The organism is Sinorhizobium meliloti (genome assembly GCF_017876815.1).
In the GTDB taxonomy this organism is placed as follows: Bacteria; Pseudomonadota; Alphaproteobacteria; order Rhizobiales; family Rhizobiaceae; genus Sinorhizobium; species Sinorhizobium meliloti.
Map to the genome: position 1 here is coordinate 2853086 of NZ_JAGIOS010000001.1, position 23028 is coordinate 2876113.

At 63.1% G+C, this 23028-nt stretch carries 18 protein-coding genes and 1 pseudogene; 11 read left to right on the plus strand and 8 right to left on the minus strand.

The genetic code is table 11. The features are described from left to right. The first annotated feature begins 30 nt into the window (after nt 1-30). Together JOH52_RS36490 and JOH52_RS13650 are read left to right on the plus strand one after the other, a co-directional pair. On the plus strand, nt 31-366 hold the full coding sequence (locus tag JOH52_RS36490) for a hypothetical protein (RefSeq protein WP_013844623.1): 336 nt from the start codon (nt 31-33) through the stop codon (nt 364-366). Nucleotides 367-1040: 674 nt separating this feature from the next. After that, nucleotides 1041-2267 carry an aminotransferase-like domain-containing protein gene (locus JOH52_RS13650; protein WP_010969673.1) on the plus strand — a complete coding sequence of 409 codons (1227 nt, stop codon included), beginning with the start codon at nt 1041-1043 and terminating at the stop codon, nt 2265-2267. A gap of 221 nt (nt 2268-2488) precedes the next feature. Here the strand turns inward: JOH52_RS13650 and JOH52_RS13655 are convergent, their stop codons facing one another. From JOH52_RS13655 to JOH52_RS13675, 5 genes are all read right to left on the minus strand, one after another. Beyond that, the gene (locus tag JOH52_RS13655; RefSeq protein WP_010969672.1) at nt 2489-3538 is read right to left on the minus strand and encodes an aldo/keto reductase; all 1050 of its coding nucleotides are present in this window, start codon (nt 3536-3538) and stop codon (nt 2489-2491) included. A gap of 36 nt (nt 3539-3574) precedes the next feature. Beyond that, on the minus strand, nt 3575-4249 hold the full coding sequence (locus JOH52_RS13660) for a glutathione S-transferase family protein (RefSeq protein WP_010969671.1): 675 nt from the start codon (nt 4247-4249) through the stop codon (nt 3575-3577). Between the two features lie 315 nt (nt 4250-4564). Beyond that, on the minus strand, nt 4565-4801 hold the full coding sequence (gene rpsU / locus JOH52_RS13665) for a 30S ribosomal protein S21 (protein WP_003537123.1): 237 nt from the start codon (nt 4799-4801) through the stop codon (nt 4565-4567). A 42-nt stretch (nt 4802-4843) separates the two neighbouring features. Further along, the gene (locus JOH52_RS13670) at nt 4844-5131 is read right to left on the minus strand and encodes a hypothetical protein (RefSeq protein ID WP_014529343.1); all 288 of its coding nucleotides are present in this window, start codon (nt 5129-5131) and stop codon (nt 4844-4846) included. Between the two features lie 170 nt (nt 5132-5301). Continuing rightward, nucleotides 5302-5511 (minus strand): cold-shock protein, encoded by a 210-nt coding sequence (locus JOH52_RS13675; RefSeq protein WP_003537120.1) that lies wholly within the window; start codon nt 5509-5511, stop codon nt 5302-5304. Between the two features lie 381 nt (nt 5512-5892). Between JOH52_RS13675 and JOH52_RS13680 the strand changes: the two genes are divergently transcribed. From JOH52_RS13680 to JOH52_RS13695, 4 genes and pseudogenes are all read left to right on the plus strand, one after another. Continuing rightward, nucleotides 5893-6873, plus strand: a complete 981-nt coding sequence (locus JOH52_RS13680) for an ABC transporter substrate-binding protein (protein ID WP_010969670.1) — start codon at nt 5893-5895, stop codon at nt 6871-6873. 7 nt (nt 6874-6880) lie between these two features. Further along, complete coding sequence (locus JOH52_RS13685) at nt 6881-8917, plus strand: ABC transporter permease (RefSeq protein WP_013844621.1); 2037 nt, start codon at nt 6881-6883, stop codon at nt 8915-8917. After that, nucleotides 8905-9963, plus strand: a pseudogene (locus JOH52_RS13690) (ABC transporter ATP-binding protein). Before JOH52_RS13685 ends, JOH52_RS13690 begins: the two are co-directional and overlap by 13 nt. A gap of 138 nt (nt 9964-10101) precedes the next feature. Next, on the plus strand, nt 10102-11814 hold the full coding sequence (locus tag JOH52_RS13695; RefSeq protein WP_010969667.1) for an HAD-IIB family hydrolase: 1713 nt from the start codon (nt 10102-10104) through the stop codon (nt 11812-11814). 37 nt (nt 11815-11851) lie between these two features. Here the strand turns inward: JOH52_RS13695 and JOH52_RS13700 are convergent, their stop codons facing one another. Continuing rightward, nucleotides 11852-12046: a hypothetical protein gene (locus JOH52_RS13700; RefSeq protein ID WP_003537108.1), complete on the minus strand. Its 195-nt coding sequence runs from the start codon at nt 12044-12046 to the stop codon at nt 11852-11854. Nucleotides 12047-12271: 225 nt separating this feature from the next. Here JOH52_RS13700 and ftsZ point away from each other — a divergent pair, with 225 nt between their 5' ends. Then, a complete protein-coding gene (gene ftsZ / locus JOH52_RS13705; protein ID WP_010969666.1) occupies nt 12272-13312 on the plus strand; it encodes a cell division protein FtsZ in 1041 nt (346 codons plus the stop codon). A gap of 290 nt (nt 13313-13602) precedes the next feature. Here the strand turns inward: ftsZ and JOH52_RS13710 are convergent, their stop codons facing one another. Next, the gene (locus JOH52_RS13710; protein WP_013844619.1) at nt 13603-15372 is read right to left on the minus strand and encodes a tetratricopeptide repeat protein; all 1770 of its coding nucleotides are present in this window, start codon (nt 15370-15372) and stop codon (nt 13603-13605) included. A gap of 184 nt (nt 15373-15556) precedes the next feature. Beyond that, complete coding sequence (locus tag JOH52_RS13715; RefSeq protein ID WP_010969664.1) at nt 15557-16885, minus strand: PQQ-dependent sugar dehydrogenase; 1329 nt, start codon at nt 16883-16885, stop codon at nt 15557-15559. Nucleotides 16886-17161: 276 nt separating this feature from the next. Between JOH52_RS13715 and JOH52_RS13720 the strand changes: the two genes are divergently transcribed. The 4 genes from JOH52_RS13720 (at nt 17162) to JOH52_RS13735 (ending at nt 22646) form a co-directional block, all read left to right on the plus strand. Continuing rightward, nucleotides 17162-18301, plus strand: coding sequence for a TRAP transporter substrate-binding protein (locus tag JOH52_RS13720; RefSeq protein ID WP_010969663.1), 1140 nt, complete (start codon nt 17162-17164; stop codon nt 18299-18301). Between the two features lie 40 nt (nt 18302-18341). Next, a complete protein-coding gene (locus JOH52_RS13725) occupies nt 18342-19043 on the plus strand; it encodes a TRAP transporter small permease subunit (RefSeq protein ID WP_003529993.1) in 702 nt (233 codons plus the stop codon). Further along, nucleotides 19040-20779, plus strand: a complete 1740-nt coding sequence (locus JOH52_RS13730; protein ID WP_003529994.1) for a TRAP transporter large permease — start codon at nt 19040-19042, stop codon at nt 20777-20779. Before JOH52_RS13725 ends, JOH52_RS13730 begins: the two co-directional genes overlap by 4 nt. A gap of 532 nt (nt 20780-21311) precedes the next feature. Further along, nucleotides 21312-22646 (plus strand): TadE/TadG family type IV pilus assembly protein, encoded by a 1335-nt coding sequence (locus JOH52_RS13735; RefSeq protein WP_010969662.1) that lies wholly within the window; start codon nt 21312-21314, stop codon nt 22644-22646. The last annotated feature ends 382 nt before the right edge of the window (nt 22647-23028 follow it).

The window sequence follows — 23028 nt, forward strand, 5'->3', positions numbered from 1 at the left end:
CGGGCGAGAGCGCGAAGATACGGGCTATATGTGCCAAGACCGGAGGATGTGGATTTGTCGACGAGTAACGTGGGAAGCCGTCCAATTCAAGCGTCTGTGGTGGCTGCGGCCTTGCTTCTTGCCGCATGCCAATCGAACCCTGAGCCTCAGGAAATGGCCCGCACGAGCCTCCAGACAGCCCCCGCCGACCTCCAGCTCCTGTGCGCCAATGCCGTGGTCGCCCAGGCCGGCGGCGCCAAGGTCCTGCCGATGAGTTCTCGACAGCTCGATGCGACGAGCTACAGCGTCGACCTCGATGCCGCCGGTCGCAAGTTTACCTGCATCGTGGACAGCAGCGGCAGCGTGAAGTCGGTCCAGCCGGCATAGCTCTTGAGACGGGCGTATCCGGGCGAAAACCTCTTTCCGGATTCTCTTTTGCGGCGCAGTATAAATGTTGCGATGCAAGAAAAATAAAGAATAGAGTTCTCCTTCGGCAGTTATTCTGCGAATTTTCTTCCAAAAACGCGAAAATTGTGTTCTGATACCATTGTGGGTAGGAGGAGCACTATGTCCACGATCATACAGCACTTCGCTCTTTTCGACTTGCTTATCTTGGCCGGGATTTCGTTTCTCTTGGTCTGCAGCTATTTCGACGAGGGTGAAGCTTAAATATCAGGAGACATTTGCCGCCTCCTGCTGACCGGAGCGCATCCGGGCCGATCGTTGGCATTTCAAGCCGCGACGACCGCTGTTTTTGACGCTGTTACCCGGAGCGCGAACTCCTCGACGCCGTCAGGCTGCCACCGGTACTCCATCGCTACTGGCATCAGTTCCGGGTCGCTGCCGCCTATCCGAGCGGTGCAGCCCTTATGAATTCGCGGCCGCCCCCTCATCCGCCTGAAAGCACCTTCTCCCCGCAGGCGGGGCGAAGGAGACGGCGCGGCTCCGCACTCGTTTGCCCGGTCGAAGGCACGGTCGAGAGCTCAGCAAGATAGGTCAGGAATATTGACTTAAATATTGCGCTGTGTTCATGTCCCTCGGGTGCAACCGGGAGGACCTCCATGCTGGATTGGGAAAGCATTTTCGCCACGCGCTCGAGCCGGATGAAGGCTTCGGAGATCCGCGAATTGCTGAAGCTGCTCGATCGCCCCGACATCATTTCCTTTGCGGGCGGAATTCCCGATCCGGAGCTTTTTCCGAATGATGCGTTCAGAGAGGCTTACGCCGAGATTTTCGGTGGGCCGTCGGTCGGTGCCGCGCTGCAATATTCGATAAGCGAGGGCTATCGCCCGCTTCGCGAGTGGCTCGCCGGGCAGATGGCGGCACTTGGCATTCCGGCGAGCGTCGACAACATCTTCATCACCTCCGGGTCGCAGCAGGGGCTCGACTATCTCGGCAAGCTGTTTCTGTCGCCGAAAGACACGGCGCTCGTCACCTGGCCGACCTATCTCGGTGCGCTGCAGGCCTTCAACGCCTATGAACCTAGCTACGATCAGCTGAACCCCGCCGGTAACCGGACGCCGGCAGCCTATGCCCAGGCCGCAGCGGAAGCGGGCGGGCGCGTCAAGTTCGCCTATCTCTCGGCCGACTTCGCCAACCCGACCGGCGAGACGGTGGGCCGCGCCGGGCGCGAGCGCGTCCTCGAACTTGCCGAGGAGCTCGACATCGCCATCATCGAGGATGCGGCCTACCAGTCGCTGCGTTATGACGGCGAGGCGATCCCGCCGATCCTTGCACTTGAGATCGCCCGCAAAGGCGACATAAACAGCACCCGCACGATCTATTGCGGCAGCTTCTCGAAGACACTGGCGCCTGGCCTTCGCGTCGGCTGGATCTGCGCCGCCGAACCGGTGATCCGCAAGCTGGTGCTGATGAAGCAGGCCGCCGACCTTCACTCCTCCACGATCAACCAGATGGCGATCGCGACCGTTGCCGAGCGCGGCTTCGAGGAGCAGGTGGCCAAGATCCACAAGGCCTACCGGCAGCGGCGTGACGCGATGCTGTCGGCGCTCGAAAAATACATGCCCGCCGGCGTCACCTGGACGAAGCCCGAAGGCGGCATGTTCATCTGGGTGACGCTGCCGAAGGGGAGCGACGGCGCTGAGCTGCTCGCCAAGTCGATCCAGACGGCCAAGGTGGCTTTCGTCCCCGGCCGCGCCTTCTTCGCCGACGGCTCCGGCGAAAACACCCTGCGGCTCAGCTTCTCCTGCGCCAACGACAGGATGATCGACGAGGGCATCCGCCGGCTGGGCGATCTCGTTCGCGGCGAGGTCGCGCAGGCGGCCTAGGCGGAAGTCGCGGCGGGCTCTGGGTATTGCCCCTCATCCGGCTGCCGCCACCTTCTCCCCGCAAGCGGGGAGAAGGGACAAGCGGCATTCACTCAGTTCCGATGAACGGTTGCGGAGAAATTTCGAGCGGCTACCGCGAGTCTCCTTCGCCCCGCTTGCGGGGAGAAGGTGCCGGCAGGCGGATGAGGGGCGGCCGCGGATCCAGAAAGTGCTGCCGTCACTCAGATATGCGGCCCGAGCAGCGACAGATCGGCTTCGCCGAGGCGGTCCTTGGCGGTCCAGAGCTGATGCCAATAGGGATAGAGCACCGGCGGCAGGCTGACGGCGTCGAGGAGTTCGCGTTCCTCGTCGGTGAGCTTCAGGCCGGCGGCGGCGAGATTGTCGCGGAACTGGTCCTCGGTGCGCCCGCCGATGATCACCGAGGTGACGGCATCGCGGCCGATAAGCCAGGCGAGCGCGATCTGCGCCGGGGACACGTTGCGCTCGGCGGCGATCGCCACCAGCATGTCGACGATCTTCCACAGCCGTTCCTCGTCGCGGATCGGCGGCTCGTTCCAGCCGGCAAGCTGGCGGGTGCCTTCCGGCGACTGTCCGCGCCTGTGCTTGCCTGACAGAAGGCCGCCCGCAAGCGGGCTCCAGACGAGGATGCCGAGACCCTGGTCGATCGAGATCGGGACCAGTTCGTACTCGGCCTCGCGTGCTTCGAGCGTGTAATGAATCTGTTGGCTGACGAAGCGCTGGCGATGTTCGAGCGCACTGATACCGAGTGCCTTCATGATGTGCCAGCCGGAATAGTTGGAGCAGCCGATATAGCGCACCTTTCCCTGGCGCACGAGCGTATCGAGCGCTTCCATCGTTTCCTCGAGCGGCGTCTGGCCGTCCCATTCATGCACCTGGTAGAGGTCGATCACATCGGTCTTCAGCCGCTTGAGGCTCGCCTCGCAGGCGCTGATCAGGTGATGGCGCGAAAGACCGCCGTCATTCGGACCCGGGCCCATGGAGAAGCGTGCCTTGGTGGCGATGAGCACACCGTCCTTGCGCTTTCCGCCGAGAACCTCGCCGATGATCTCCTCGCAGGCGCCGGTCGAATAGATGTCCGCCGTATCGATCAGATTGACGCCCGCATCCAGGCAGAGGTCGACATAGCGGCGGGCGTCCGCGATGCCGACATCGCCGACCTGGGCGAACTTGCCGCCGCCGCCGATCGTCATCGTGCCCATGGTGATGGTCGAGATCTTGAGCCCGGAGCGGCCGAGCCGACGATATTCCATTGTCTCGCTCCTTGTGTTTTTGGTCGAGTAGGGATGTTAGAGGAATCTCGCGGGTATCGCGTCCTTATAGGGAAAGAGCGGGAAATAAGGCCGCGCCTCGGCCAGCGTGCGCTGGAAGGAGGGGCGCTCCAGCAGGCGCTCGAAATAGGCGCCGAGGCTTGGATGCGTGCCGTCGAACGGGGCCACGATCCCGGCATAGAAGAGGGCGGGCGCGGCGGCGCAGTCGGCGATCGAGAAGCTTTCCCCAGCGGCAAAGCGCCGGTCCCTGAAGTGGCGTTCGGCAAGATCATAGGCGGTCGCGAGCGACGCTTGCGCATCGGCGACGCCGCGCCGGTCGTTCTCGCCGGAAGCGCGGAGCGTGTCGGTCACGATCTTCTGCATCGGCACCTGGACGTAAAGGTCGAAGAAGCGGTCCCAGAGCCGCGCCTCGAGCGCCAGGGCGTCGTCGCGCGGGATCAGCGGCTGCGCTCCGGGGTAATGCTGGTCGAGATATTCGATGATCACCGAGGTTTCCGGCACCGTCCTGTCGCGCGCACTGTCGTGCAACACGGGGATCTTGCCGACCGGCCAGACCTCCAGATAGCGCGCATGCTCCGCCGGGTTCCCGAGGTCCACGATCTGCGGCTTGAACGGAGTGCCGGCTTCGTAAAGCGCGATCAGCACCTTGTGACAGAAGGATGCGAGCGGATGAAGATAGAGGGTGAGCGTCATGCGACATTTCCTTGGGCCAAACCCCCAGTGACTATAGCGCGGATTCGGGAAGGGAAAAGTACGCTTGTCCGCAACGCCCTCGGTGGAAGTCCGTCATCGGCCTGGTCGAGGTGACGGCGCGCGGCCGCGTTGTGGGTCTGGGGGCTGCAAAGGCGCAGGAAAAGGGATCGCAGTGTCGAAGGAAACGCCGCAGAGGGGACAGAGCGACTTCACGCATGAAAACGACGCGCAAGGGCGCGTCGCAAAGTGGTACCAGCCTACAGCGGCAGACGTGCAAAGATCGCCGCAGCTGTTGTGCAGCCGGAGCGGCGCGCCTCAGCGCGCGCGGGCGACTTTCTTCGGCGACGGCAGCAGGCCTTCTCGCTGAAGCTTCTTGCGCGCCAGCTTGCGGGTGCGGCGGACAGCTTCGGCCTTTTCGCGGACGCGCTTTTCGGACGGCTTTTCGTAGGCGCTGCGCATCTTCATTTCGCGGAAGACGCCTTCACGCTGCATCTTCTTCTTGAGAACGCGAAGAGCCTGGTCGATGTTGTTGTCCCTGACGAGTACCTGCAAAGTAGATCCTTTCCGTATTTATGGGATTGCTGATTGGGTTCTTTATTTCGGCGTCCTGATGCTCAAGGGTTTGAACCAGGGCTTACCGTCGAGCGATGCCGCCTGGCCATGTTCCTGAACCGGCGAAGCCGTTTCCGAAGGATCGATGTCGTGTTCGAAGATGCGCCGCTCGAAGTTCTCCGCTCCGAACCGCACCCGATACTGCGCTTCCCCATGTTCGGCCGCGGGCAGGATCGACACGATGCGGCAGGTCCGGTCCGCAGCAGCCGTGCGCGTGAGATCGGCTCTCAGGACGACACTGTCGCCAACGCTGTAGGTGTTCCGGCCCATGGCCATCTCCTTCGTCCATGCCACCCGGAGGGCGGCACAAGCAAAAAAGGCCGGGCGTTACCCCGACCTCCTCTTGAGCGCCGCGCGTCTTTTCAGACGCGCTAGGGCGCCCCCGTCATTCAAACGCTCCCTGCCAGTACATCCGTGGTCAGCGGAGGCGAATGACGAATTTATGCGGCCCGCAGATTGTCTGCCGAGCTCTTGCCGGACTTGGTGTCGCGGACGATGTCGTAGGTAACCTTCTGGCCTTCTACGAGCGAACGCATTCCAGCGCGTTCAACGGCGGAGGCGTGCACGAATACGTCCGTAGCGCCATCGTCGGGCTGAATGAAGCCGAAGCCCTTGGTGCTGTTGAACCACTTTACGGTGCCTGAGTTCATAACGATTTCCTTTCAATCGCTAGAGTTCCCGGACGAATATCAGTCCGGTATGATCGATATTGAGAGGAAATCTGACGAAGCGCTTCGGCGCGTAGACAAAGGTCACAAGCAAGTTTCGATGAGCTATATATAAACGCTGCTTCGAGATATGCAATGGATGAACCGAATTTAATTGTGCGAGGGCCTCACCCCGTCCGGAAAATACGATCAAGCCGCTGATTTGAATCGCAAATAATATTCTCGAGGGATCGTTCGAAAACATTCGGGGGAATGCTCCGGCCGGCGGACGAGCTGAGGTTCTTCCGGCTTTTCGCTGTCACATCCCTGTAAAACACCCGCTCTATCCCTCGGCGCGATCTTTCTCCGACCGAGGGCAAACTCATGAAAACGCTTCTCCCTGCCGTCGCCGCCGCGCTCGTCGCCGGCCTTCTGTCCACTGCCGCTTTCGCTGAAAGCCTCGTGCTCTACACCAGCCAGCCGAACGAGGACGCGCAGGCGACGGTCGATGCGTTCGAGGCGGCGAATCCGGGTGTCGAGGTCGAGTGGGTGCGGGAGGGGACGACGAAGATCATGGCCAAGCTGATGGCCGAGATCGAGGCGGGCAACCCGGTGGCGGACGTGCTTCTGATCGCCGATACGGTGACGATGCAACGGCTGAAGGAAGCGGGACATCTGATGCCCTACAAATCTCCGGAAGCGGCGGCTTATGACGCCTCGCTCTTCGATGGGGAAGGCGCCTATTATTCGACGAAGATGATCACCACCGGCATCATCTACAACGCTTCCGCTTCGATGAAGCCGACCGGCTGGCAGGATCTTGCGAAGCCGGAGGCCAAGGGTCTCGTTACCATGCCGAGCCCGCTCACCTCGGGTGCGGCGCTGATCCATGCGCAGACGCTTGCCGGCATCGACGGGCTCGGCTGGGACTATTACAAGGCGCTCGCCGAAAACGGCGCGACTGCTGCCGGCGGCAATGGCGGCGTATTGAAAGCGGTCGCGACCGGCGAGAAGGCCTATGGCATGGTGGTCGATTTCATGGCCATCCGTGAGAGGGCCAAGGGTGCGCCGGTGGAATTCGTCTTCCCGGCGGAGGGCGTTTCCGCCGTCACGGAGCCGGTCGCCGTTCTGAAGACCGCAAGGAATCCGGAGACAGCAAAGAAATTCGTCGATTTCCTGCTCTCCGAGGAGGGCCAGCAGGTGGCCGTGAAAATGGGCTATATCCCGGCGCGCGACGGCATGGCCTTGCCGGCGGGCTTTCCGGCGCGCGAGACGATCAAGGTGCTTCCCGTCGATGCTGCCGAAGCCGTCAAGAACTCCGAGGCGGATCTGAAAACCTTCTCCGGCATTTTTGGTACCAACTGACCTTCCGATGCCGGACACTGACGAGATCGCCCGCAGCCGGCGCCGGGTACCTCGCACGCCGGCTGCGGACCCGAATGCCGAGGGAGGTTCCGGCTTGAAAATGCTGGGGCGCCCTCTGCGCGTAATGGCAAAGGCGCGGTCCTGGCGGTGGCTTCGGTTCGCATTCGGCGGCGCGACGGAGGAGGGGGCCGAGCGGAGCAGGGAACCGACCCGGGCCCCGCTACCGAAGGCGCTGACGCGGACGCTGCGCGGCTTCGAGGTGCCGCCGTCACCCTACGTGACGGAAGATCGATCACCTAAGACGAACTCCTCGAAGGCCGGGACGGGGTGGCGAGCGGCATATTTTCGACTTCGTGGCCAGCGCATGTCCGCGGGCGGGGAGCCCGCATGGCTCCTGGCATTGGTGTTCGGCGCAGTCTTTCTGCTTTCGGCGCTGCCGCTGATCCGACTCGGATGGGCCGGTATCAAGGGGCTCGAAGGAGGCGAGGCGGTGAGGGTGCTCTTCGAGGCGGCGACCTTCGCGGCGCTCCGCAATACGCTGATTACGGCGGCGGGCGGCATGGCGATCTCGCTCTTCGTCGGGGCACTCTTCGCCTTTGTCGTTGCGCTTACGGATATCCGCGGCAAGCTTGCCCTGAGCTTCGCCTTCATGCTGCCGATGATGATCCCGCCGCAGGTGACGGCGCTCGCCTGGGTGGAGATGTCGGGTCCATCGAGCCCCCTGCTCAAGACGCTGGGGCTTGCACCGCCGCTCGGCAGCCCGCAGCCACTCTATTCGCTTGCGGGGATCGCCTTGCTTCTCGGCGTACAGCATGCGCCGCTCGTCTTCCTGGCGGTCAAGGCCGGACTTGCAGCGGCCCCGCGCGACGGGGTCGAGGCGGCGCGGCTTTCCGGCGCCTCGCCCTGGCGCGTCTTCCGCGACATCGTTCTGCCGCTTTCCTCTCCGGGGCTCATCGCCGGAGCGGCGATCGCCTTCGTCTCCGGTATCGGCAATTTCGGTATTCCGGCGATACTCGGCATTCCCGCCTCGATCGAGACGCTGCCGACCTTGATCTTCAGCCGGTTTGCGAGTTTCGGTTCGTCCACCTTCGGCGAGATCGCCGTGCTTTCGACGCTGATCGCCCTGATTTCCGCAGCAGGGCTGCTGCTGCAGCAGCGAGCGCTCAAGGGCAGGGACTATCGCCTGATCGGCCTTGCCGGCGCGAGGGCCGCCTTCACGCTCGGGCGCTTGCGGATCGCCGCGGAGGCGCTGCTTTGGTCAATCCTGGCGCTGCTGCTGGTCGCGCCGCTCCTGGCGCTCGTCGCAAGTTCCCTGGTGCCGGCCTACGGCGTGCCGCTCAGTTTCGACACCATGTCCTTGAACGCCTATGGGGAAGTACTCTTCCGCCAGTCGATGACGCTGACGGCGCTCAAGAATTCCCTCTTCCTCGCCTCCGCCGCTGCAGTCGGCCTGCTTGCGGTCACCATACCGGCCGGTTACCTGCTCGTGACGCGACGCGGGCGGCTTGCCAGTCTGCTGGCGATCCTGATCGAGATCCCCTATGCGCTGCCCGGCATCGTGCTCGCCGTCGCCTTCATCCTTGCCTTCGCGGCACCGCTGCCGCTGATCGGCGTTTCGCTCTACGGTACGATCTGGATCATTCTTGCCGCCTATTTCTCCTCCTTCCTTGCCGTGAGCCTCAAGCCGGTGATGAGCGCCTTCCTGCAGATGGATCCCTCGCTCGAAGAGGCGGCGCGGCTTGCGGGTGCGGGGTTCCTGCGCCGTATGCGCGATGTTCTGCTGCCGCTTCTGGCCCCGGCCGCCGGCGCCTCGGTCATCCTCGTCTTCCTAATCGCGGCGAACGAATTGACCGTCTCGGCGCTCCTGTGGTCCGCCGGCACGCAGACGCTCGGCGTCGCGATCTTCAATCTCGACGACAGCGGCTCTTCCGATCTTGCCTCGGCGCTCTCCGTGCTCGTCGTCGTCATGGTCATCGGGTTGATGGCGGCGCTCGAATTCCTCGCGAAATACCTGCCGGAGGGCGTGCTGCCATGGCGCAATTGATCCTCAACCACCTGACCAAGGACTTCGGCGGCAAAGGTGCAGACCGTAAGGCCGGCTGTTTCGGACGTGTCGCTGGCGCTGCGCAAGCAGGGATTTCTCGCACTGCTCGGGCCTTCCGGCTGCGGCAAGACGACGGTGCTCCGGATGATCGCCGGCTTCGAGCAGCCGACGGACGGCTCGATCGAGCTCGGCGAGCGCAGGCTTTCGGATGCAACCCGCGTGCTGCCGCCGGAAAAGCGCAACATGGCGATGGTGTTTCAGTCCTATGCGCTCTGGCCGCATATGACGGTGGCGGAGAATGTCGGCTACCCGTTGAAGGTCCGCGGCATTTCCGGGGAAGCCTGGCGCAAGCGGGTAGGCGACGCGCTTTCGCTGGTGAAGCTTACGGATTTCGCCGATCGGCGGCCGGCTGTACTTTCCGGCGGTCAGCGGCAGCGTGTGGCGCTGGCGCGCTGCCTGGTCACGGAACCGGACGTGGTGCTGCTCGATGAGCCCCTCGCCAATCTCGATCAGCATTTGAGGAAGTCGATGGAGGAGACCTTCCGCGCCTTTCACGAGCGCTCCGGCGCGACGATGATCTATGTGACTCACGACCAGGCCGAGGCGATGGCGCTTGCGACCGATGTCGCGGTGATGTCGGAAGGCAAGCTTCTTCAGGTGGCGCCGCCGGCGGAAATCTATGCGCGGCCGGAGGGGCGGGTCGTCGGGGGCTTGATCGGTCGCGGCGCGATCGTGCGGTTGAATTTGCCGGAGGGAGGGGCGCGTGCGCTCGATTGGCCGCTCCTCGGCGCCGCGCTTGGTGAGATGCCCGCGGGTGAGGAGCATGCAGGCGGGGGGCCGCTTTCCGACGTGCTCGTCCGTCCGGAGCAGGTTCATCGGGATAGCGAAGGCATTCCGATGCGGGTTCTCTCCTCGGTCTTCGCGGGCGAACGCTTCGCTCTCACACTGGCGCTGCCGGACGGGCAGAGCGTCAAAGCCTATAGCAGCGTGCCGCTCTGCGAGGGCGCTCGCGTTCCTTCGTCGTGAGTGGAGGCTGGCGGCTTTGAACGAAGCTTGCGGCGACAGGCGGCCTTGCGGGCCGGAACCAGCCTTGGCCTTGCACGTTCCACCGTGCAGCACGACAATAGCGGCGGCTAACGATCGAGCGGATCTGGCGGCCGGCGACAGAAGGAGGCGGCGCGCAGATGTATGTCATGGCTCTTGCGACGGATTACGACGGCACACTTGCAGACTACGGTGCCGTCCGTCCTGAAACTCTGGAGACCTTGAAGAGGCTGAAGGAGAGCGGGCGCAAGCTTCTGCTCGTGACCGGGCGCGAGCTGCCGGACCTCAAGAGCGTGTTTCCCGAAATCGACGTGTTCGACAAGGTCGTCGTCGAGAACGGCGCGCTGCTCTATACGCCGGAAACCGGGGAGGAGCGGCTGCTTGCACCCTCGCCGCCGGAGGCCTTCATCGAGCGCCTCAAGGAGAAGGGCGTCGACAGGATGTCGGTCGGCCGTTCCATCGTCGCCACCTGGGAGCCGTTCCAGACAGCCGCGCTCGAGGCGATCAACGAACTCGGCCTCGAACTTGAGATCATCTTCAACAAGGGCGCCGTCATGGTGCTTCCGACGGGGGTGAACAAGGCCACGGGGCTCAAGGCGGCCCTCAAGGAGATGGGGCTTTCCTTTCTCAATGTGGTGGGGGTAGGCGATGCCGAGAACGATCACGCGCTTTTAAGGATGTGCGGCTGCGGAGCCGCGGTCGCCAACGCCCTGCCGGCGCTCAAGGATACGGCCGACGTGGTCCTCGAGGGTGTGCGCGGGGCCGGCGTCGAGCAACTGATGAACCGGATCATGGAGTCCGACTATGCGTTGTGCGCGAGTGCCCGTCACCAGGTGCCGATCGGTGAGGATGACGAGGGGCAAGTGGAGATCGGACCGCAGGACGTGCTGCTGATCGCGGGGAGTTCCGGCATCGGCAAGTCGAGGCTGGCGACCGCCCTTGCGGAGCGATTACGGGAGCGGCACTTCCAGCTCTGCATATTCGATCCCGAGGGCGACTATGAGGGGCTTGAAGGCGCCGTGACCGTGGGTAACGGGTCTGTCGCGCCTACGGGCAGGGAGGTGCTGGAGCTGCTGGCCAATCCGGACGACAACGTCGTCGTCAGCGCAACAGGCGTCGAACCCAACGACCGGCCCGAGTTCTTCGCCAACCTGATGCCGGACCTGTCGGCGCTGCGTGCCAGGACGGGCAGGCCGCATTGGCTGATTATCGACGAGGCCCATCACCTCATGCCGGCAGCGCGCGACAGTGCCTCGCTCGCGCTTTCCGACGACCGCTCCGGCATGATCATGATCACGGTCCATCCGGATTCCGTCTCACCGGATGCGCTCAAGGAGATCACTGCGGTCGCAGCGCTCGGTCCAAAGGCGCGCGACGTAATCGCGACGATATGCTCCGTCTTCGACGAGGCGCTGCCGGCCGGGCTGGACGCTTCTTTCGGGGAAGACGAGGTTCTTTTCTGGCGGCGCACGCCGCCCACGCCGGTTCGGCGGATCAAGGCCGAACAACCCCGGGAAGCCCGCAAGCGGCATACGCGCAAATATGCGGAGGGCCGGTTGGGCGAGGAGGCAAGCTTCTATTTCCGCGGTCCGAAGAACGAGATGAATTTGCGCGCCCACAATCTGACGATGTTTCTGCAGATCGCCGAAGGCATAGACGACAGGACCTGGGAGCACCATTTGCGTCGCGGCGACTACTCGAAGTGGTTCGAGGAACGCATCGGCGACGAGGAATTGGCCGGGGAGGCGGCAGGCATAGAAGAGGATCGTTCGCTCTCGCCCGCCGAAAGCCGGCAGAGGCTGGCCGAGGCGGTGCGCCGGCGCTACACCGCGCCCGCATCCGAAGCGGGTTGAGCCGGCGCCTGCCGCGGGCGTTGAAAGGACGACCTCTTTACTTTTTCGGCTTCTGCTTCGAGGCGGCGCTGCGGCCGTCGGAGCTTTTCGAACGTTCGTCGAACCGCTCGGCGCCTTTCCTAAGGTCGGACCCCTTTTGTGCTTCTGTCTTTTTCTCTTCCTTGGCGGCGCTTTTGCGCAGGCCGGTGGCGGATTGCTTGCCCTTTGCCGTCGGGGCTTGTTCGATACCCATGGCAGCCATTCCTCCTTGAGCGAAACCCAGATTGAACGTGCTCAGATATTTCTTTGTTCCTCTGCCGATGAAGGTAGTTGTGGACTGCCTTGATTTTGTCGCTCTTGCCTTCTCTGTGGCTTTTTTGAATTCCTAGAATGAAAGCGCCTGATTCGCGCCGCACCGCATACGATCTCCGTGTTCCGAGTTTTCGGGCGGCCGGGGAACTGCCCAAGGAGAAGAACCATGACGGAATACAAGAAGCCGATCATTACCGAGATGCGCCCGAAGATCACGGTCATCGGCGTCGGCGGCGGCGGCGGCAACGCGATCAACAACATGATCGCCGAAAACCTGCAGGGCGTCGATTTCATCGCCGCAAACACGGACGCGCAGGCGCTGGCGACATCGAAGGCGGAGCGGCGGATCCAACTGGGCGCTGCCATCACCGAGGGTCTCGGCGCCGGTTCGGTGCCCGACATCGGCAATGCGGCCGCCCAGGAATCGATCGACGAGATCATGGATCACCTCGGCGGCACGCATATGTGCTTCGTCACGGCAGGCATGGGTGGCGGTACCGGTACGGGAGCGGCGCCGGTGATCGCGGAAGCGGCGCGGCGGGCCGGCATCCTGACGGTTGCGGTCGTCACCAAGCCCTTCAGCTTCGAGGGACAGCGGCGCATGCAGACGGCGGAGCTCGGCGTCGAGCGGCTGCGGGAGAGCGCAGACACGGTCATCGTCATCCCCAACCAGAACCTCTTTCGCATCGCCGATGCCAAGACGACCTTCGCCGACGCATTCATGATTGCCGACCGGGTCCTCTATTCGGGGGTCAGCTGCATCACCGACCTGATCGTCAAGGAGGGGCTGATGAATCTCGACTTCGCCGACGTCAAGACGGTGATGAAGGGCATGGGCCGGGCGATGATGGGCACGGGCGAAGCGACCGGCGAGAACCGGGCGATGCTGGCGGCGGAAGCGGCGATCGCCAACCCGCTGCTCGACGAAGTCTCCATGCGCGGTGCCAAGGGCGTCCTCGTGTCGATCTCCGGCGGCATGGACATGACGCTTTTCGAGGTGGACGAGGCGGCGACCCGCATCCGCGAGGAAGTTTACGACGAGGCCGACATCGTCGTCGGCGCGATCTTCGACCGGAGCCTGGACGGCACTTTCCGCGTGTCCGTCGTCGCGACCGGCCTCGACAGCAACCGCAGCGCCCAGCCGACGGCGCCGGAGGCCATGAACGGCCAGACGGCGGCCGCCGTTCCTTCGCGTACGCTGCAGTAGGATAGCGGATACGGCGGATGCCCCCGTACGGGGGAGATGTCACGAAAGTGACAAACGGGTGCGAGTTTTCAGGAAACACAACACTACTGCAGTTTGCCCCTCTCCTCGGGTTAAACCCGAGGACTAGCCCTCTCCCCGCAAGCGGGGAGGGGGGACGTGCCTGATCGGGCACATCCCATTCCAAGCAATCTGGCGGAGGCAACAGAGCGCTGCGAGTCCCTTCGCCCCGCTTGCGGGGAGAAGGTGCCGGCAGGCGGATGAGGGGCGGGTCTTTCGGCAGCAGCTGGATATCAGTCAGGCAGGCCGGCGCGGTGCAGATCGCGGACGAAACGATCGATGAAATCTTCCGGCATGACCGGCACGCTGCCGAAGTAGAATTCGGCGCGGGCCGTTTTCACGGTCATGTCCGGCCGCCGGCGAAGAAGGTTCGCCACGGCTGAACCGGCTTCGTCGGACCGCTCCGTGGCACCGAGGGAGGCTGCCAGGACCATTGCCGGCCAGAAGGTGGCGTTCTCCTGGCGCAGGGAGGCGCGGGCCGCTTCGGCGGCTTGCGCGAAGCGACCCGACTGATAGTGGGCGATGGCCACCATGTTGTAGAACGTCCACAAATGCGGATCGCGGGGGCTCAGCCGGAAGGCTTCGTTGATCGCGGCAATGCCTTCCTCCGGGCGGCAGACATAGCAAAGCGCTTGCCCGAGGGCGAAGTGGCCCTGGGCGAAGCTTGCATCGAGCCTCAGCGCATTGCGCAGGTGGTCTATGCCGCGCTGCGGCTGGCCGCCGAGCGCCCGTGCCCGGCCGAGCGCAAGATGGGCAGCCGGCTCACGGTCGTCGAGCGCGATTGCGCGTTCCGCGAGCGCCGTCGCGTCGGCGATCCGCTCGGCCCGCTCGTCCAGGGGGCCATACCAGCCGAGCTGTATATGGACATAGGCAAGCCGCGCATGGGCCTGGGCAAAGGCGGGCTCGAGATCGATCGCCCGCTCGAAGAGCGCTTTGGATATCCTCAGATTCTCCAGATCGAACTTGTAAAGGTGCCATAGCCCCTTCAGATAAATGTTCCAGGCATCCATGTCCGTCGCGGTGTGGCCGCGTAGCGCAGCGAATTCGATGAAGCCGAGTTCCGGCTCCACGGTGCCGGTGATCTGCCCCGCGATCTCGTCCTGGAGCACGAAAACATCGTCCAGCATGCGGTCGTAGCGTTCTGCCCAGAGCAGCATGCCGGTCTCGCCGCTCAGCAATTGCGCCGTGATGCGGATGCGGTTCGCCGCGCGACGTATGCTGCCCTCGATCACGTATTTGACACCCAGGTCTTCCGCCACCCTCCTTACGTCGGCTGCCTTCCCTTTGAAGGTGAAGGAGGAGTTGCGGGCGACGACGCGCAACCACCGGCATCGGGCGAGCGTGGCGATCAGTTCCTCGGTAAAGCCGTCGGAGAAATGTTCCTGTTCTTCGACGCTCGAAAGATTGACGAAGGGCAGGACGGCGATCGAGGGGCGCTTCTTACCGGGCAGGGGATCGGTTTGCGCCGGCGCCGGCGGCTCTTCGCCTGCCGCGCCGCCCGGCTGCCAGCGCCAGGCGCGCAGCGGACCGGGGAGATCGGCAAATGTCCTGCAGCCGATTTCGGTCAAGGGGAAATCCACCTTCAAGCCGATCTGGTCATAGACCTGCTGCGACACGCAGACGCCCCCGGGCGGCGCCATCTCCTGCAGGTGCTCGGCAACGGCAATGCCTTCGCCATGGATATCGCCATCGTCAGCGACGATATCACCGAGATGGACGCCGATGCGCAATTCCAGACGCTCCGCTTCGGCGCCTCCGGCGTGGTCATGCATCGTTCGCTGGATCGCGACCGCGCAGGCGACCGCGTCGAGAACGCTTGCGAATTCCGCAAGCGTGCCGTCTCCCGCCTGCTTGACTATCCTTCCGCCATGGGCCGCGACCAAAGGCAGAATGAAGGCATCACGGCACCGTTTGACCGCCCGGTACGTGCCCGCTTCATCCAGTCCCATCAGCCGGCTGTAGCCGACGACGTCCGCGTCCATGATCGCTGCCAGCCGCCTCATGCCGTCCGTCTCCCGGCGATGTCGTGAGCGAAAAACCGATCGGTTGAACATGTGTGAGCGGTAATTCGTGCGTAGTTTCCGGTCCGCTCCAAAGTGCCGCGGACGCCATGAAAAGTCGCATTGCGATCGCCTCGAGTGGGAGAGTAGCAATGGGGAAGCGGCAAGTCTATCGGGGCGAAAACCGCTATCTTCGGCTGACGCGCCAGATGACATTGCCGACATCGTCGGCGACGAGCAGGGCGCCGCGCCTGTCGATCGCAACGCCGACCGGCCGGCCCATCGCCTTGCCGTCCCGGCCGACAAAGCCGGCGAGGACGTCTCGCGGCCGGCCGTTCGGCTTGCCGTTGGCGAAGGGCACGAAGATCACCTTGTAGCCGCTGTGCACGCTGCGGTTCCAGGAGCCGTGCTGGCCTACGAAGGCGCCGTTGGCATAGGCGCGCCCGAGCGATGCGCCTTCGGAGAATGTCAGCCCCAGCGAAGCGGTGTGCGAACCAAGAGCGTAGTCGGGTTTTACCGCCTTCGCTACGAGATCCGGGCGCGGCGGCTTGATGCGCGCATCGACGTTCTGACCGAAGTAGCTGTAGGGCCAGCCATAGAAGGCGCCGTCCCTGACGGAGGTCATGTAGTCCGGCACGAGATCGTCGCCGAGCTCGTCCCGCTCGTTGACGGCGACCCAGAGCTCGCCGCTTTCCGGGTTCCAGGACAGACCATTGGGATTGCGCAGGCCCGAAGCGAAGACCCGGGTGCGGCGGCTTGCCTTGTCCACCTCCAGGACGGCGGCGCGATATTTTTCCGCAGCCATGCCGTTTTCCCCGACATTGCTGTTGGAGCCGACGGTGACATAGAGCTTTCGTCCGTCCGGGCTCGCGATCACGTCTTTCGTCCAGTGATGATTGAGATTTCCCGCCGGCAGATCGATGATCTTTTCCGGCGTGCCCAGGCGCGTCTGGCCGCGGGAATAGGGGAACGCGACGAGCGCGTCGGTATTGGCGACATAGAGCTTGCCCTCTGAGAGCGTCATGCCGAAGGGCGCGTTGAGACCTTCGGCGAAGGTCCTGCGAAGATCGGCGATACCGTCGCCGTCGGTATCGCGCAGGAGCGTGATCCGGTTGGCGCTTGTCGCCGCGGCGCCCGCTCGCTTCATCGCCAGCTTCATGAATGCCTTCTTGAGGCTGAAGCCTTCGTCGTGCTTGGCCGGTGCATTGGTTTCGGCCACGAGCACGTCACCGTTCGGCAGCACATGCAGCCAGCGCGGGTGATCGAGGCCCGCAGCAAAGGCGTTCACCTTCAGCCCTTTTGCCGGCGTCGGCGTGGCGCCTTCCTGCCAGCCTTTTGCGTCGGCGATGTTGACGGTCGGGATCACCGTAGGGTTGGGCTTCGGCAAGTTCGGATTCGGGCCATAGCCGACAACGCCCGTCGTACGGGCCGCTTTTTGCGCCGAAACGCCGGCGCAGCCCGCCATAAGCGCACCGGCCATGGTGATGACGATCAGGTTTCGCGGAACGGTAGTCATCCCTATGCCCTCCGGAAGAGATCGGCTGTTCTCGCAGTGAGACGGAACGCCGTGTCATACTATTCCCTTCCGCATCCGATCGGCAGCGTTCTCGGCTCGTTCCCTGCAATCTTTGCGAGGGGCCGCATTCGGGAGTATTCTCTCCTGCAGCAAGAAAAAAACGGGGCGCAGCGCGTCTCCAGACGATGCTTGTGCCTCTTCAGCGATTGTGAATGCCCGCGAAAAAATCCGCTCCCAAGACGGGAGGGAGTTCGCGCGCAGCCTTGGGAGGAAAACATGAAACACAGAGCCGAAAGCGGGGGGACATCGCGCCGCAGATTCCTGCGCGGCGCTGCAGCGGCCGGGGCGGCCATGGCTGCAGCGCCAAGTATCGTGAGGGCACAAGGGCCGGTCAGCATGCGCTGGCAAAGCACCTGGCCGTCCAAGGACATCTTTCACGAGTTCGCGCTCGACTTCGCAAAGAAGGTCAACGACATGACCGGTGGCGACCTCAAGATCGAGGTGCTTCCGGCCGGTGCCGTCGTGCCGGCATTCGGACTGCTCGATGCGGTTTCCGAAGGAACGCTCGATGGCGGCCACGGCGTGATGGTCTATCACTACGGCAAGCAGACTGCACTGGCGCTGTGGGGATCGGGGCCCGGCTTCGCCATGGATGCCAACATGATGCTGGCCTGGCACAAATATGGCGGCGGCAGGGACCTGCTCGCCAAGCTCTACGAGTCGATCGGCGCCAATGTCGTGTCGTTTCCCTACGGGCCCATGCCGACACAGCCGCTGGGCTGGTTCAAGAAACCGGTCGCCAAGGCCGAGGATCTGCAGGGACTGAAGTTCCGCACCGTCGGTATCTCGATCGATGTGTTCACCGGGCTTGGTGCGGCAGTCAACGCTCTTCCGGGCGGCGAGATCGTCGCCGCACTCGACCGCGGCCTGCTCGATGCGGCGGAATTCAACAACGCCTCATCCGATCGCCTGCTCGGCTTTCCCGACGTCTCCAAGGTCTGCATGCTGCAGGGCTATCATCAGAATGCCGAGACATTCGAGATCCTGTTCAACAAAGGAAAGTTCGACGGCCTGCCGGACCAAATGAAGGCAATCATAAGCAATGCGGTGGACGCGGCGTCGGCGGACATGGCCTGGAAGGCGATCGACCGCTACTCCACGGATTATCGCGAGATGCAGACGGCCGATCAGGTCAAGTTCTACAAGACGCCCGAAGCGATCCTGAAGCGGCAACTCGAAGTCTATGACGAGGTGGTGAAGAAGAAATCTGCGGAAAATCCGGTGTTCAAGGAGGTTCTGCAGTCCCAGATCGCCTTTGCCGAACGCGCGACACGCTGGGAGCAGGATACCGTCGTCAACCGGCGGATGGCCTTCGACCACTATTTCGGGCGAGACGGGGTCGCCAAGTCGCTCTGACTTCATCCCGATCCCGCACATCACCGGCGCGGGGCCGGTGATGTGCGGTCAGGACCTGGCCATCCCGGGGGTGCGCGTGAACGTTCAGCATCTGCTCATGAGGATCGACGCCATCAGCGTCTGGACCGGCAAGGCGGCCGCGTGGCTGATCATCGGTCTGATGGTGCTGGTCTGCGGTGAAGTCTTCAAACGCTACATCCTGAACATGCCGACCGCATGGATATTCGATGCCAGCAACATGCTCTACGGCAGCCTCTTCATGCTGGCGGGCGCCTATGCGCTGGCGCAGAACGCGCATGTGCGCGGTGATTTCATCTACAGCTCGTTGAAGCCGCGCACGCAGGCGGCGCTCGACCTCATCCTTTACATCTTCTTCTTCCTGCCCGGCATCGCCGCCCTCATCTATGCAGGCTACGACTACGCCGCATTGTCATGGCGGATCGGCGAGCACTCGACAGTCACGGCTGAAGGGCCGCCGATCTACTACTTCAAGACGGTCATTCCGATCGCAGGCGCGCTCGTCATTCTTCAGGGACTGGCGGAGATCCTGCGCTGCATCGTCTGTCTCAGAACCGGGGCGTGGCCGGCGCGGCTTAAGGACGTCGAAGAGATCGACGTCGTAGCCGAGCAGCTTGCCCATAGCGAGCATCTGGACGAGGAAACGCGCGAGGCTGCCATCGAACGCGCGCAGGACATCGACAGGGCGGCCCGGCAGCGCGGCCTCGGAGGGGGAGAGCGGTGAGTGAACCATTCCTTGGCTTGACGATGCTGGGCCTCATCGTGGTCGTGATCATGATGGGATTTCCGACGGCCTTCACCCTCATGGGTCTCGGAATGCTGTTCGGTTTCTACGCCTTCTACAATCCGGTGGAACCCTGGATCGACAATCGCGTCTTCGATCTCATGGTCCAGCGCACCTACGGCGCCATGACCAATGACGTGCTGATCTCCATCCCGCTTTTCGTGCTGATGGGCTACGTGATGGAGCGGGGCGCGCTGGTCGACAAGATGTTCTACAGCATCCAGCTGTCATTCCGGCGCGTTCCGGCATCGCTCGCGGTGACGACGCTCATCGTCTGCACTTTCTGGGGCATAGCCAGCGGCCTTGTCGGCGCCGTGGTTGTGCTGATGGGGGTGATCGCCATGAACCCGATGCTGCGGGCCGGTTACGATGTGAAGCTTGCCTCGGGCGTCATCACCGCCGGAGGAACGCTGGGCATCCTGATTCCTCCTTCGGTGATGATCATCGTCTATGCGGCGGTGGCCGGCCAGTCGGTGGTCAAGCTCTATGCGGCGACGATGTTTCCCGGCTTCTTTCTGGCGCTCCTCTATCTCGCCTATGTCCTCGGCTGGGCGATGCTCAATCCGAAGATCGCGCCGCGGCTGCCGGAGGAACAGACGCGCGTACCGGTGCCGCCATGGATGAAGCATTTCGCAGAGGTCTATTCATCCAACATGCTCGCCGGTCTTCTCGTCGCTCTCGTTTCGCCGTCACGCGCGCTCGGGATCAAGGCGGGGGAGGGACGGCTCACCTATTGGAAACTCGTCAAGAACCTTGCTGCGGCGTTCGTTCCGCTTCTGCTGACGGCGTCCACGCTCGGTCTTCTCTGGTGGTATGTCGTCATTCATCAACAGGCCGCCGCGACCGAAGCGCCGGAGGGGCTGGAAGAGCTCGGCGCGCCGCTTGCGGATGCAGGGCCTGCGACGGCTGACGGCCCTGCGACGAGCTTCTACGTCTGGTTCGGCCTCGCCGCCGCGGTCGCCGTCTTCGCGCTCCTGCGCTACTATCGCAACATGACGGCCGAACGGCTGCAGGTGGTGAAGCTCCTCGTTTCCTCAGTCATGCCGCTCGCAATCCTGACGGTGGTGGTGCTCGGGGTGATCCTGTTCGGCATCACCACTGCGACGGAATCCGCCGCAGTCGGCGCGGCCGGTGCCTTCTTGCTGGCGCTCCAGGCGCGGACGCTTGACTGGCAGCGCACCAAGGAAGCGGTGTTCCTGACCGCCAAGACGACCGCCATGGTCTGCTGGCTGTTCGTCGGGTCGGCGCTTTTCTCCGCCGTTTTCGCGATCCTCGGTGGACAGGCTCTGGTGGAGCAATGGGTTCTCGCGCTGAACCTCACCCCGGTGCAGTTCATGATCCTGTCGCAGGCGATCATCTTCATTCTCGGCTGGCCGCTCGAGTGGACCGAGATCATCATCATCTTCGTGCCGATCTTCCTGCCGATGCTCCATCATTTCGACATCGACCCGATCCTCTGGGGCGTGCTCGTCTTCGTCAATTTGCAGGCTGCGTTCCTGTCGCCGCCGGTTGCGATGTCGGCCTACTATCTCAAGGGGGTGTCGCCGCCGCAGGTGACCCTCAACCAGATATTCGCGGGCATGATGCCTTACATGCTGATCGTCATTCTCTGCATGATCATGATGTATATCTGGCCGGGCATGACGCTCTGGCTGCCCGAATATCTCTACGGCTGACGCGCTTGCTGCGGCGGTGCAACGGCGCCGCCGATATGACGCGCGAATGTTCATCTGATACAGCGCCATACAAAAACAGGGCCCGCCGTCAGCGAGCGGGTCCTGGTAGATTGCGGCGAAAACTTCAATCTCTCTATATTCCCGGCGGCAATATCACGCCCGGGTGCCAAACGCACCGGGCATATCCATCACTCTCCGCCCGGGGGCCGCCGCGAGCTCGACCGGGTACATCCTCGCAATCGGAGTTCACCCTGAAGCGAGCTCCGATCTAAATTGCTACTGAAATCATTTCCCTGATTGCACCGCTATTTTTGACGAGATCGGTGGCCTTGGTCCAGTAACTTTTCAGGGCGATTTGTTACGAACTACGACCGATTCTTGCGCAAGAGGCGGCTTGAAGAGCGTTACACCCCGGGCGCCTCCGGGAATCCCGCCTTTTGTAAAGATTTCATAAAAGCCGAACGTGTTTCGTAACGGTCTCAAAATTAGTTAATGCTTATGTGTTGCGGTGGGGCTGCTGAGAGGGAAGGCTATGAGGGCCGCGACGTTCCGCCTGCATTTGAGAAGGCTGGTGCGCGACAGGGACGGCAACTTCGCCGTTCTTGGCGCGATCGCATTCGTTCCGATCATCGGTGCGGCTGCGCTGGCGATCGACTTCGCCGGGGCTTACTTCGAGGCGGAGAAAATCCAGAGCGCCCTCGATGCGGCCGCGCTCGGCTCGGTCCGAGCCTATGGCGAGGGTGCCACCGAGGACGACGCCTACGACGCGGCGCAAAAGTTCTTCTGGAGCAATTATGCGTTGCCGCAGGAGAGCGTCGTCGACGCGCTGGCCGTCGCCACGGAACCGTCCACGCAGGCATTGTCCGTAAAGTTCACGCGCAATGTGAATGAAGATACCGCTACCGCAGAGTTCGTGCTGGACCACAATCCGCTCTTCCTCGAGCGCCTCCCGCTGCAGATCCGGCGCCTGGCGGTTGCGGCACGCGCGTCCGGGGCCGAGGCCTGCATTCTTGCTCTTCATCACACGGCAGACCGGGCATTCGAGGTCAGCGGCAGCGCGATTGCCGATCTGACGGGATGCGCGGTCCTTTCGAACTCCGGTGACGATCAGTCGGTCTATATCGGCGGCTCAGGCAAGCTCAAGGCCGAATGTCTTTACGCAGCGGGCGGCATCTACAGCTCGCCGCAGGCGGTACAGCTCGCCTGCGAGGCCGCCGTGGAAGGGTCGCCGCGCATACCCGATCCGTTTGCGAGCAAGGCGCTCCCCAAACCTTCGGGCTGGACGGATCTTTCCGGCTGCGGCCAGGCCTTCGTCGCCGGAGGCGGCGGCAACGGCGATTGCAACGGCACCGGAAAGACACCCAAAAATGCCGACGGCTATGTGGTGACGCTGAAACCCGGCACCTATGGCGGCCTGGATCTGAAAGGAGCCGTCGCACTCCAGCCGGGCAATTACATCATCGATGGTGGCCGGCTCGAACTCGGCAGCCAGACGGTCGTCAGCGGCCAGGGCGTGACCTTCTTTCTGATGAACGATGCGGAGGTCAGGATCAACGGAGGCGCCACCTTCAATATCTCGCCCTCGCTCGAGGGCAGTTGGGCCGGCTTCTCGATCGTTGCAGAGCACGGCAACACCGCATCAGCCGTCATCAACGGCAACAGCAAATCCTCGCTGACGGGAATCGTCTATTTCCCCGACGCCGGCGAACTCCAATATGCCGGCAATGGCACGACCAGCGGTGAGTGCATCAGATTGATCGCACAGGAAATCACGCTGATCGGCAACAGTACCTTCAAGATGGATTGCAGCAAGGAGCTTGCAAATACCCACTTCAATTATCCGGGCGCCATCCGTTTAGTGCGCTGACCCTGAAAGCAGCGATGCCAGCCCTCCATTGGCAAGGCCGGCGGGGCGCAGGATAATCGTCAAACAGCCGCCCAGCGACCGGCAAAAACGCGCCATTCCTGGGTCACAGTAGCGAATCGGCGAAGAAATTTGCGCCATTTGCGCAAGAGAAGCGGTCCTTGCCACAATTTCGCTTCACCTAACCGGCAAGTTTTCGCCTGCTAACCACCGGCTGGCAGGGGAATTTCGAACTCTCGCAAAGCGACCGCCATCAGGTTGGGGGCACGGCCATTGCAATTCGCGGGCCGGCTGCAACACCGGGCTGAAAATCCATATTCGATTTTCGGGGGCCGGCCATGTGCAGCCTCAAAGCGCTAGAGAGTCCTTCGTGCTTTGTGACGAA